Origin of the sequence: Eubacterium sp. An11, from assembly GCF_002161065.1 — a bacterium.
GTDB classification, from domain to species: domain Bacteria; phylum Bacillota; class Clostridia; order Lachnospirales; family Lachnospiraceae; genus Anaerobutyricum; species Anaerobutyricum faecale.
This window is the reverse complement of the sequence record NZ_NFLV01000027.1, coordinates 15,684-27,120: the sequence shown is the minus strand read 5'-3', so window position 1 is coordinate 27,120 and position 11,437 is coordinate 15,684. Positions and strand designations below refer to the sequence as shown.

Annotated in this window: 11 protein-coding genes; all 11 read left to right on the top strand. The window is 48.8% G+C overall.

All coding sequences use genetic code 11. The features are described 5' to 3' along the window. The first annotated feature begins 69 nt into the window (after positions 1 to 69). Entirely contained in the window at positions 70 to 816 is a 747-nt protein-coding gene (locus B5E53_RS15115; RefSeq protein WP_087316538.1) for a YcxB family protein, read from the top strand. A 24-nt stretch (positions 817 to 840) separates the two neighbouring features. Next, on the top strand, positions 841 to 1,302 hold the full coding sequence (gene tsaE / locus B5E53_RS15110; protein WP_087316536.1) for a tRNA (adenosine(37)-N6)-threonylcarbamoyltransferase complex ATPase subunit type 1 TsaE: 462 nt from the start codon (positions 841 to 843) through the stop codon (positions 1,300 to 1,302). Beyond that, positions 1,283 to 1,993 carry a tRNA (adenosine(37)-N6)-threonylcarbamoyltransferase complex dimerization subunit type 1 TsaB gene (gene tsaB / locus B5E53_RS15105; protein WP_087316534.1) on the top strand — a complete coding sequence of 237 codons (711 nt, stop codon included), beginning with the start codon at positions 1,283 to 1,285 and terminating at the stop codon, positions 1,991 to 1,993. Before tsaE ends, tsaB begins: the two co-directional genes overlap by 20 nt. A 23-nt stretch (positions 1,994 to 2,016) precedes the next feature. Continuing rightward, a complete protein-coding gene (gene rimI / locus B5E53_RS15100) occupies positions 2,017 to 2,466 on the top strand; it encodes a ribosomal protein S18-alanine N-acetyltransferase (protein WP_087316532.1) in 450 nt (149 codons plus the stop codon). Positions 2,467 to 2,591: 125 nt separating this feature from the next. Continuing rightward, on the top strand, positions 2,592 to 2,819 hold the full coding sequence (locus B5E53_RS15095; protein ID WP_087316530.1) for a hypothetical protein: 228 nt from the start codon (positions 2,592 to 2,594) through the stop codon (positions 2,817 to 2,819). Positions 2,820 to 2,846: 27 nt separating this feature from the next. Next, complete coding sequence (locus B5E53_RS15090; protein WP_087316528.1) at positions 2,847 to 3,761, top strand: ribonuclease Z; 915 nt, start codon at positions 2,847 to 2,849, stop codon at positions 3,759 to 3,761. A 47-nt stretch (positions 3,762 to 3,808) separates the two neighbouring features. Continuing rightward, positions 3,809 to 4,843, top strand: coding sequence for a tRNA (adenosine(37)-N6)-threonylcarbamoyltransferase complex transferase subunit TsaD (gene tsaD / locus B5E53_RS15085; protein WP_087316526.1), 1,035 nt, complete (start codon positions 3,809 to 3,811; stop codon positions 4,841 to 4,843). 27 nt (positions 4,844 to 4,870) lie between these two features. Continuing rightward, positions 4,871 to 5,587 (top strand): 2-C-methyl-D-erythritol 4-phosphate cytidylyltransferase, encoded by a 717-nt coding sequence (ispD, locus tag B5E53_RS15080; protein ID WP_087316524.1) that lies wholly within the window; start codon positions 4,871 to 4,873, stop codon positions 5,585 to 5,587. A gap of 25 nt (positions 5,588 to 5,612) precedes the next feature. Then, positions 5,613 to 7,181 (top strand): ATP-dependent Clp protease ATP-binding subunit ClpX, encoded by a 1,569-nt coding sequence (clpX, locus tag B5E53_RS15075; RefSeq protein WP_242963766.1) that lies wholly within the window; start codon positions 5,613 to 5,615, stop codon positions 7,179 to 7,181. Positions 7,182 to 7,229: 48 nt separating this feature from the next. Further along, the gene (locus B5E53_RS15070; RefSeq protein ID WP_087316522.1) at positions 7,230 to 9,191 is read left to right on the top strand and encodes a fructose-1,6-bisphosphatase; all 1,962 of its coding nucleotides are present in this window, start codon (positions 7,230 to 7,232) and stop codon (positions 9,189 to 9,191) included. 131 nt (positions 9,192 to 9,322) lie between these two features. After that, positions 9,323 to 10,801 carry a cation-transporting P-type ATPase gene (locus B5E53_RS15065; RefSeq protein WP_087316520.1) on the top strand — a complete coding sequence of 493 codons (1,479 nt, stop codon included), beginning with the start codon at positions 9,323 to 9,325 and terminating at the stop codon, positions 10,799 to 10,801. Positions 10,802 to 11,437 lie beyond the last annotated feature (636 nt).

Genomic DNA, 11,437 nt, shown 5'->3' with positions numbered 1-11,437 from the left:
GGTAAGTCAATAGAGCAAATCGGAGACAGGGAAGCGCGTGTTTCCCATCAGAAAAGAAAGGAAGAAGAGATGCAGAGTTTTGAGAAAATCAGCAAAATGAATCTGGCTGATCTGGACAGGCCGGATAATGTAAACCATCCGGATGATGAAGACAGAAATCCGGACGGAGATGCTGCGGTATCCGGACAGGAAGCGCCGGATAGTGCCGGACAGACAGCGGATGCGGCTGATGGAGAAGACGGCGCGGAGAAAGTCACAGTTGCTGATGTGGAGGGAACCGATGCAGCCGGCACTGCCGGAACACAGACCACTGCGAAGGCAAAGAAGCATATGCGTCAGCCGGTGGGAGAGCATTATTACATGGATGCCAAAATTACAGAAAAAGAGCTGCTGGCATTTTTGTTCGGCCATAATTACCGGCAGCCGCTGATACTCGTGGCCCTGGCTGTCGCAATCATCTGGCCGGTTATGATCATCGTAAGACATGATAACAATATGATGCTGGCCATTGCGCTGGCGGCCATTGTCCTTCTGGCCCTTCCTCTTTCCACATGGAGCAGAGGAAAGAAAGCTGCCAGGAGCAATCCGTCCTATAAGCAGACCTTCCACTATATGGTGGATGAATGGGGACTGCATCTGGAACTGGGAGATGAGTGCCTCGATCTGGAATGGAGTAAAGTGTATAAATGCATGTTTTTAAAATCTGTCACCGCCGTTTATACGGGAAAGGTCAACGCTTTTCTGATTCCGACATCAGCCATGGGCGAGCGGACGGCGGAGATCAATGCATTTATTAAGAAAATGAAAAAGAAATAATAGAACAGAAAAAGGTTGTGAAACATGAAAATAGAAAGTTACAGCGCGGAGGAGACCTTCGCCTACGGTGAAAAATGCGGCCGGGAGGCGAAAGCGGGACAGGTGTTCTGCCTTTACGGAGATCTGGGTGTGGGAAAGACCGTTTTTACCCAGGGGTTTGCCAGAGGGCTGGGAATTGAAGAGCCGGTGACCAGTCCGACATTCACCATCGTGCAGGAATACGAAGAAGGACGGCTTCCGTTTTATCATTTTGATGTGTACCGCATCAGCGATCCGGAGGAAATGTTCGAAGTGGGATTTGATGAGTATCTGGAGAGCGGAGGCGTCTGTTTTATCGAGTGGGCAGGACTCATTGACGAGATTCTGCCGGAAGAGAGGGTGGAGATCACCATAGAAAAAGATCTGTCCAAAGGATTTGACTACCGCCTGATCACGAGAACAGAAAAAAAGGAAGGGGAGAATACCCATGAAGATATTGGCCTTTGACAGCTCAGGACTGGTAGCGTCTGTGGCAGTCCTTGAGGAGGAGCGGATGATCGCGGAGTACACGGTCAATTATAAGAAAACGCATTCCCAGACGCTGCTTCCCATGCTGGATGAAGTGGTAAAAATGACCGAACTTGATTTACATGAGATTGACGCCATTGCCGTGGCGGCCGGTCCGGGTTCCTTTACGGGACTGCGTATCGGCTCCGCCACCGCCAAGGGACTGGGGCTGGCTCTGGATAAGCCGCTGGTGCCGGTGCCGACACTGGAGGGGCTGGCATTTAATCTCTGCGGATGCCCGGATGTCATCTGTCCGATGATGGATGCCAGAAGAAAGCAGGTATATACGGGATTATATACTTTCGTTGATGGAAAGATGCAGGTTCTCAAAGAGCAGACGGCTTGTCCGGTGGAAGAGATTCTGGAAGAATGCAACGCCCGGGGCCGGAAAGTGGTCTTCCTGGGAGACGGCGTGCCGGTCTGCCGTTCCATCATTGAGGAAACGGTGAGGGTACCTTATGCCTTTGCTCCGGCTCATATGAGCCGTCAGAGAGCCGGCGCCGTGGGTATGCGTGCCTTTGATTATATCCGTGAGAATAAAACGGAGACAGCGGCGGAACATGCGCCGGTGTATCTTAGAAAGTCCCAGGCAGAGAGAGAACTTCTGGCAAAAGGCAAAACACTGGAATAAAAGCGCCGGAGGCTGAGTGGCGGATGAATACAGAAATAATGATCACGGAAATGACTGAAGAAGACTGTGCGGCGGTCTGGGAATTACAAAAAACATGTTTTTCCACGCCGTGGTCTATGGAAAGTATCCGGGAGATGTTTACCACGGAAGGATATCTGAGTCTGACTGCCCGGACAGACGACAGCATCGTCGGTTATATCGGCATCAAGGCAGTCCTTGACGAGGCGGATATCACAAACGTGGCGGTGCATCCTCAGTGGCGTCGCAGGGGAATCGGTCAGATGCTTCTGACAGACCTCCTCGGGAAAGCGGCCGGCAGGAATGTAAAGCGGATTTTTCTGGAGGTGCGGGTCTCCAATGAGGCGGCGCTCGCCCTTTACAGTCAGGCAGGTTTTCAGATCATAGATAAAAGAAAGAACTATTACGAAAAACCAAAAGAAGACGCATGCATCATGGTATGGGATAAATTATGAAAATGTTCTTCCAATAGTTACTAACGCTTTTTTCGACAGTATCTTTTATAATGAGTGCGAGAGGCATGACCTGCCGCACAGGAAAGACACCGTTTGAAAAAGTCACTGACGACTGGAGGTACAATATGGAAAACAAAGAACAGAGAAAGATTTGCAACTGCTGTGGAAAAGAGATTCATGTAGAACCGATGGCAGACCGGGAGGAATACCTGGAAGTGGAGAAAGAATGGGGATATTTCTCACGGAAAGACGGGGAGATTCATCATTTCATTCTATGTGAATCCTGTTATGACAGGCTGACGGAACATTTTTGCATCCCGGTGGACAAAAAGATGCAGACCGAGCTGTTGTAAGCAGAGCTTAGAAAAGAGAGGAAAATTATGCTGGAACTATGTTTGCTGGGATGCGGGGGCATGATGCCCCTGCCGCACCGCAGACTGACTTCGTTAATGGCAAGATATAACGGAAAAAGTATATTGATCGACTGCGGCGAAGGTACGCAGGTGGGAATCAAGGAAAAGGGATGGAGCTTTAAGCCCATCGATGTGATCTGTTTTACTCATTATCACGCAGATCATATCAGTGGTCTTCCGGGGCTTCTTCTGACGCTGGGAAACGCCCAGCGGACAGAGCCTCTTTTGATGGTGGGGCCGAAAGGACTGGAGAGAGTGGTCAACGCTCTTCGGGTCATTGCGCCGGATCTTCCCTTTCCCATTGAATTTCGGGAGCTGAGAGAGAAATCAGAGACCATCGAGATGGACGGTTACCGTCTCCGGGCGTTCCGGGTCAATCACAATGTGATCTGTTATGGATATACCATCGAGATTGACCGGGCAGGAAAGTTTGATGTGGAGCGGGCGAAGGCCAATCAGGTGGAGATGAAATACTGGAACCGTCTGCAGAAGGGAGAGACCATCGAGCTCCCGGACCGGACGCTCACCGGAGATCTGGTCATGGGGCCGGCCAGAAAGGGCATCAAGTGTACCTACACCACGGACACCCGTCCGACCGCATCCATTACGGCCCATGCCATGCATTCGGATTTATTTATCTGTGAAGGTATGTACGGCGAGCCGGATAAACAGGCAAAAGCAGTGGAATATAAACACATGACATTTTATGAGGCGGCGCAGCTGGCAAAAGATGCTCAGGTGAAGGAGCTATGGCTGACCCATTATAGTCCTTCCCTGGTATACCCGGAAGAGTTTATCCCGAAAGCAAAGGAGATTTTTCCGGCGGTCAGCGCGGGAAAAGACGGCAGAAGCGTCACATTGATGTTTGAAGAAGAAAAATAACAAGTTACATTTATAGTTGATATTTGAAAATAGAGGGAAGTGAAAACATGGAGCAGACAGAAAAGGATGTGCGGATTCTCGCAATTGAGACTTCCTGTGATGAGACCGCGGCAGCGGTAGTAAAAAACGGAAGAGAGATTCTGTCCAATATTATTTACACACAGATAAAACTGCATACCGTTTTCGGCGGAGTGGTGCCGGAAATTGCTTCCAGAAAGCATATAGAAAAGATCAATCCTGTCATTGAGGCGGCATTGAAGGAGGCCGGCGTCACTCTGGCTGACATCGATGCGGTGGCGGTTACTTACGGCCCGGGTCTGGTGGGAGCGCTGCTGGTAGGAGTGGCGGAGGCAAAAGCGATCGCCTATGCCGCCGGCAAACCGTTAATCGGTGTCCATCATATCGAAGGGCATATCAGCGCCAATTATATTGAGCACAAAGAACTGGAACCGCCATTTTTATGTCTGGTGGCATCCGGCGGTCATTCCCATCTGGTTCTGGTGAAAGACTATGGAGTCTATGAGATTGTGGGAAGAACCAGAGATGACGCGGCGGGAGAAGCCTTTGATAAGGTGGCGAGAGCCATCGGCCTTGGCTATCCCGGCGGTCCGAAGATTGATAAACTGGCCCGGGAGGGAAACAAAAATGCCATTTCTTTTCCGCGGGCAAAGATTGCCGACGCACCGGACGATTTCAGTTTCAGCGGTCTGAAATCCGCAGTACTCAATTATCTTAATCAATGTGAGATGAAGGGGATCGAGGTCAATAAGGCCGATGTGGCCGCCTCGTTTCAGCAGTCCGTCATCGATGTGCTCACAGAGCATACCGTCGGCGCGGCGAAACGTCTGGGGATCGATAAAGTTGCCATCGCCGGGGGCGTGGCTTCCAACAGCTCTCTCCGGACACAGATGGAAGAAATGTGCAGAAAAAATCATCTGACATTTTATCATCCGTCCCCGATCTACTGTACCGATAACGCGGCTATGATCGGTGTGGCTGGTTATTATGAGTACAAAAAAGGCGTTCGGGACGGCTGGGATTTGAATGCCGTGCCGAATTTAAAAATCGGCGAGAGAAAATAAAGATATGGGAAGGATACAGCGGGGGAAATGAAAACCAAAGCAACAACAGCAGCCATTGTGCTGGCGGCAGGAAAAGGAAGCCGGATGCACATGGATATACAGAAACAGTATGCCACTATACTGGGGAAACCGGTCATTGCCTATACCCTGGATGCCTTTGAGGCCAGCCAGGTGGATGATATTATTCTCGTGGTGGGAGAAGGGGAGATTCCCTTCGCCAGGAAGCAGATCGTCGATCATTTTGGCTACACAAAAGTTTCTCAGATTGTCACTGGCGGCAAAGAACGATATGAATCTGTGTATAAGGGACTCTGCGCAGCCAAAGACAGTACCTATGCTCTCATTCATGATGGTGCCAGAGCCTTTATCACGCCGGAACTGATCGCCCAGTGCATTCGGGATGTGATCGCTTATGACGCCTGCGTCATGGCGGTGCCGGTGAAGGATACCATCAAAATTGTGGATGAGGAGCAGTACTCCGTTTCCACGCCGGACCGAAAGGTGATGTGGCAGATGCAGACGCCTCAGTGTTTCCGTCTGCCGGAAATCAGAGAAGCCTATCGCAGGATGCTGGAAAGCGGCGACAATACCATGACTGATGACGCCATGGTCATGGAGAAATACGGCAGCCGCCGGGTGAAGATGACCATGGGAAGCTATGAAAACATTAAACTGACCACTCCCGGTGATTTTATACTGGGAGAAGCTATTTTAAAGAACATGAACAAAGCTCAAAAACCATAAAAGAGAAGAAACAGGAGCGGTGAGAATGAAGAAAGATGAACTGGAATACATGACAGAGGGACTGAATGACGAACTCATCGAAGAATACGACGAATCGGATGAAACCTGCGACGGAACCGAAGAGGAGTCCGGCGGGGAAGAGGATTCTGCAGAACTTGCGGCCGCGGAAGAGGATGACGATGATGATGATCCGAAAAAAGATACGGAATACTGCTGTATGTGTCACCGGACAGAGAGTCAGGGAGCGAAGCTGCTGCGGATGCCGAATAATATGAGTATCTGTACGGACTGTATGCAGAAGTCCTTTGACACTTTTAGCTCCGGCTTCGGCAGCAACAGCGGCATTCAGTTTGTGGATTTGTCTAACATGGACATGAACAGTCTGAGAAATATGAATCTGGGAGATCTTCTGGCCGGCAATATGACTGCCCAGAAGGTAAAGCCGAAGAAAGCTAAGAAGAAAAAGAAAAAAGATAAAGCACCGAAGGAGAAGCTTTCCATTAAAAATATTCCGGCGCCTCATCAGATCAAGGAGAAGCTGGATGAATACGTGATCGGACAGGATTACGCCAAAAAGGTGATGTCCGTGGCTGTGTATAACCATTATAAGAGAGTGATCACCAACACTATGGATGAGATTGAGATCGATAAGTCCAATATGCTGATGATCGGGCCGACGGGTTCCGGAAAGACCTATCTGGTGAGAACTCTGGCAAGACTTTTAAATGTGCCGCTGGCCATTTGCGATGCCACCTCTCTGACGGAAGCCGGATACATTGGCGATGATGTGGAGAGCGTGCTGTCCAAACTTCTTGCCAACGCTGATAACGATGTGGAGAAGGCGGAGACCGGTATTATTTTTATCGACGAGATTGATAAGATCGCTAAGAAGAAAAATACCACCAGCCGGGATGTGAGCGGTGAATCGGTGCAGCAGTCCCTTCTGAAACTGCTGGAAGGCAGCGAGGTGGAAGTGCCGGTAGGAGCCAGCTCAAAAAATGCCATGGTGCCTACGGTCATGATGAACACGAGAAATATTCTCTTCATCTGCGGCGGTGCATTCCCGGATCTGGATGTGATCATAAAAGAGAGGCTGAACAAACAATCCTCCATCGGTTTTGCAGCGGAACTCAAGGATAAATATGACAAAGAAGAAGATATTCTTCAGTATGTGACCATGGAAGATCTTAGAAAGTTCGGTATGATACCGGAGTTTATCGGCCGTCTTCCGGTGGTCTTCACCTTGAAGCCATTGACAAAAGAGATGCTGGTTGCTATTCTGAAAGAACCAAAGAACGCTATTTTAAAACAGTATCAGAAGCTTCTGGCACTGGATGAAGTGGATCTGGAATTTGAGGACGGCGCGCTTTACGCCATTGCGGAGAAGGCATTGGAGAAGGATACAGGGGCGAGAGCGCTTCGGGCCATTATAGAGAAGTTTATGCTGGATATCATGTATGAGATTCCGAAGGATGATAACATCGGAAGAGTGATCATCACGGAAGACTATATCCGCAACAACGGTCTGCCTATCATTGAGATGCGGCAGTACCTGCAGCTGCAGCAGAAAGACGATTATCAACAGCAGGGATAGACAGAGAAGGCGGCTGTAAGATAATGAATGAAGGGGGTTAAATTTTCTATGCAGCATTTGAATTTTAAATATCTGGAAAGCCTGGCAACCCAGTACCCGAATATTGCCAGAGCATCCACGGAGATCATCAATCTTCAGGCGATTTTGAATCTGCCCAAGGAGACCGAACATTTTGTGTCGGATATCCATGGGGAATACGAACAGTTTTTACATATTTTGAGAAATGGCTCCGGTGCCATTCGCAATAAGATCGAAGATGTTTTTGGCAACACGCTGTGTGCCAGAGATAAAAAAAGCCTGGCGGCGCTTATCTACTATCCGGAACAGAAGGTAGAACGGATGAAGATGGAGCTGTCCAATGAAGATCTGCTGGACTGGTATAAGGTCTCCTTAAACCGGCTGATCGCGGTCTGCAAAGAAAGCTCCGCCAAATATACCCGCTCCAAACTTCGTAAAAGTTTTCCGCCGGATTTTTCCTACATTTTGGAAGAACTGCTCAGCGAGAATAACCGGGTGGTGCAGAAGGAACAGTATTACAATGAGATCTTTGATACCATCATCCGCATTAACCGGGCGAAGGAATTTATCGTGGCCATTTCACAGACCATTCAGCGTCTGGTCGTCACCAGACTCCATGTGATCGGGGATATTTTTGACCGTGGACCGGGTCCGCATATCATCATGGATCATCTGATGAAGCTGGAAAATGTGGATTTCCAGTGGGGAAACCACGACATGGTGTGGATGGGCGCCGCTTCCGGACATGAGGCCTGCATTGCCAATGTAATCCGGCTGTCTGCCCGTTACAACAATCTGGATGTGCTGGAAGACGGGTACGGTATCAATCTGATCCCTCTGGCAAGTTTTGCCATTGAAACCTATGCCGATGACCCGTGCGACTGCTTTGGCGTCCACGGGGAAGATCACCATGATCCCAGAGAGATTGCGCTCAATAAAAAAATGCACAAGGCCATTGCTGTGATCCAGTTTAAACTGGAAGGTCAGGTGATCAGAAGACGGCCGGAGTTTAACATGGATAACCGGATGCTCCTGGATAAGATCGACTATGAAAAGGGAACCATCACCATTGATGGAAAGACCTACGAGCTTTTGGATAAGTCCTTTCCGACCATCGACCCGGCAGATCCGTACCGGCTTTCCGAAGAAGAAGAAAATGTGATGAAGCGTCTCCGGATGAATTTCCGGAATTGTGACAAACTGCAGGAGCATGTACGTTTTCTTTTTAATAAAGGAAGCATGTATCTGCGGTATAATTCCAATCTGCTCTACCATGGCTGCGTGCCTCTGGATGAAAACGGCTATTTCCGCAAGGTAAAGCTTGGCAGTAAGGAATATTCCGGCAGGGAGCTTTACGATGTTCTGGAGTATTACGCCAGAAAAGGTTATTACGAGCAGGATAACGAGGAAGAACACGAATACGGGAAGGATATCATGTGGTATATCTGGTCCAATGAGAATTCTCCTGTGTACGGCAAGGAGAAGATGGCTACTTTTGAGCGGTATTTTATTGATGATAAGGCTATCCAGGAGGAAAAGAAAGATTATTACTATAAGCTCATAGAAAAGGAAGAGGTGGCTAACCGGATTCTGGAAGAATTCGGCATGGATACAGAACATTCTCATATTATCAACGGACATATGCCGGTAAAAACGGTACAGGGAGAATCTCCGGTGAAATGCGGCGGCAAGGTTATGATCATTGACGGCGGATTTTCCAGAGCCTATCGCCGGACCACAGGAATTGCCGGATATACGCTGATTTATAATTCCTATGGCCTCCGCCTTGTCTCTCACAATACATTTACTTCCACGGAAGATGTCATAGAAAATGAGATTGATGTTCATTCCGATACTGTTATCACGGAGCTTTCCAGCCACCGGGAGCGCGTGAGAGATACGGAAGACGGCAAAAAGATCAAGGAGAAGATCAAAGATCTGGAAGAACTTCTCCATGCTTACCGGACCGGCCTGATACTGGAGCAGGTCTGATGTTCCGGCACAGGATCTATCCGGCATAAAACTGGAAAATCCAGATACATAATAAAAAACTCAGGTATAGAACGGGAAAATGCAGCATATTTTTATAGGGACAGGCACTATGGCAAAAGGAGGATGTCTCTATGAAAAGAATATTATCCCAACCCCATCAGGAGAAAATCCCTTCGCGAAATCCCGGGTTCCCGGCCCGCGCGAAAGGGATTCCGGCAGAAGAATATGCGGCCGATCCGGCGGCAGAGCTGGAGCAGGATTATGAGACCAGCCTGAAGACCGGCCTGACAGCCGGAGAGGTCAACCGGAGGCTTTCTGAAAACCGATGGGAATATCTGGCAAAAGAGAAAAAGCGGTCATGGATTCGAAGCGCAGAGCAGGAATGTCTTGATCCGCTTTTCTTTTTTCTCATTTTTCTCTGTGCCTTTTTGTTTCTGGTTGGGGAAAAAGAATGGCTGACTGCGCTCCCGGCGCCGGTGCTGGTGTCTATTCTGAAGATGAGGCAGGTGATGAGAAATCATCGGTTTCTTGAGGAGCGGAAAACGATGTTTTTGCCGAAAGCGCAGGTCTTTCGGGACGGAACCTACCAGTATATTGATGTGAGAGAGATTGTGTCCGGAGATATTCTTCGTCTGAAAAAGGGGGCAAAAGTGCCGGTGACAGTACACAGTCTCACAAAGTCCGGTGTCATTTATGAAAAGGGCGAGAAATTTCCGGAAGAATCCGGCAGAGCAGTGGCCGCCGGCCCGCCGGGGTCAACGGTTCTTAAAAAACAGGGAATCCTGCCCCGGATTCTTTCTGGATCGGCATCCTTTCCTTTACGGGCACAGGAGATGCTGTTTCAGAGGGGCGTGACGGTGATGGACGGCGCCTGCCTTCCGGACAGCCGGAAAAAGAAGGCGGTCATCCTGGATACGGAATGTTTTCCGTCGGTTTTAAGACCGCACGCATTTCAAAAACTGATTCAATTTCTGAATCAAAACGACATCCGTCTGATCTTTTTTACAGACCAAAACCGTGAGACAGCATTTGATATCTTAAATCAGCTTCATGTCACAGATAATAAAAGAGATATCATTGATGCGGAACAATTTTCCTGTTATCTGGAAGAAAACCGTCGTCTTGGAAAAGGCTATGAACGCCAGATGAATACCATCCGGGCCTACGCGGGACTGGACAGGCAGTCAAAAAGAAAAGTCATGGAAGCATGGAGGGACGGCTGCCAGTGGCTGTACATTTTTCCGGACCGGAGCTGGAGACTGCCGGAAGAATGGCAGGAAGAAGAGAAAAAGATTTCCTGGCTGGGTTTTCTGGATGGAAGAGCCCTGGACCGGGAGTTCTATTTCCGGAAACACTGGAGTGAAGGTCTCTTTCAGCTGCTTCAGGGAGAATATTTGTGGAATGCTTTTGTGACAGGAACAGAAAAAATACAGGAAAAAGTTCTGGCGGCTCTCTGCATTTTTAACGGAGTCATGCTCCTGGCAGGTATCTTTGAAGGAGCCCGGGACACTTTCCACTGGATGTTTTTGATTTCCTCCCTGGTGTGCGGCGGCGTTGCCCTGTGGAAAGAACTCTGGTGGCAGTGGCTGCGGAGAAAAAGGGATTTGTAAATCTCCTTGCAACTCACAGAAAACGGTTTTACCGAAGACAAGTCATTGATAAAAGTTTTCCTCCTCCACTTCGGCAGGCGGATAACCGGCACCTTTTTATATCTGCCAGCGGCGCCTGCGCTCACAGTCGTCGTCAAACCCCATCAATGACTTGTCTTCTCCAAATGCAGTCTGCGTGTATAGAGATTTACAAAAATCCTGTGCTACGTTGGCAAAGCAGTTGGCTATGGAAACATACAAATACTTTGATTTTAAAATCTAAAGCAATGTCTGTGCGGGGTAGTGACAACCTGGTGAGAAAGCCATCCGGGTAGCTTTGCGATCAGTTTGAATCCGGTGACTTTGCTATAATCCGGGTGATGCAGATAACAGGGATTTGCGGCATGGTTTGATGATGATAGAAAAACGGATCGGGGAAGATCGACGACGACTGTGAGCGCAGGCGTGGCCGTAGTCGTAAAAAGAGGGCTTATTATGAGCCTGCCGAAGTGGAGGAGGAGACTTCCCTGACTGCGTTTTTCTATGATATATACAAAGCCGCAAATCCCGTCTGCTTCATTCGCACCTGGATAATTTCAATGCCTGTGGATTAAAACGACAAATTTGCATTTCTGCAGGAACATTCTTGTCAACTTT

Coding starts and splice junctions, on each gene's coding strand:
- B5E53_RS15070 (WP_087316522.1), top strand. CDS start 7,230: ATGCAGCATTTGAATTTTAAATATCTGGAAAGCCTGGCAACCCAGTAC.
- tsaB (WP_087316534.1), top strand. CDS start 1,283: ATGAAGATATTGGCCTTTGACAGCTCAGGACTGGTAGCGTCTGTGGCA.
- rimI (WP_087316532.1), top strand. CDS start 2,017: ATGAATACAGAAATAATGATCACGGAAATGACTGAAGAAGACTGTGCG.
- B5E53_RS15065 (WP_087316520.1), top strand. CDS start 9,323: ATGAAAAGAATATTATCCCAACCCCATCAGGAGAAAATCCCTTCGCGA.
- ispD (WP_087316524.1), top strand. CDS start 4,871: ATGAAAACCAAAGCAACAACAGCAGCCATTGTGCTGGCGGCAGGAAAA.
- B5E53_RS15115 (WP_087316538.1), top strand. CDS start 70: ATGCAGAGTTTTGAGAAAATCAGCAAAATGAATCTGGCTGATCTGGAC.
- tsaE (WP_087316536.1), top strand. CDS start 841: ATGAAAATAGAAAGTTACAGCGCGGAGGAGACCTTCGCCTACGGTGAA.
- tsaD (WP_087316526.1), top strand. CDS start 3,809: ATGGAGCAGACAGAAAAGGATGTGCGGATTCTCGCAATTGAGACTTCC.
- B5E53_RS15095 (WP_087316530.1), top strand. CDS start 2,592: ATGGAAAACAAAGAACAGAGAAAGATTTGCAACTGCTGTGGAAAAGAG.
- clpX (WP_242963766.1), top strand. CDS start 5,613: ATGAAGAAAGATGAACTGGAATACATGACAGAGGGACTGAATGACGAA.
- B5E53_RS15090 (WP_087316528.1), top strand. CDS start 2,847: ATGCTGGAACTATGTTTGCTGGGATGCGGGGGCATGATGCCCCTGCCG.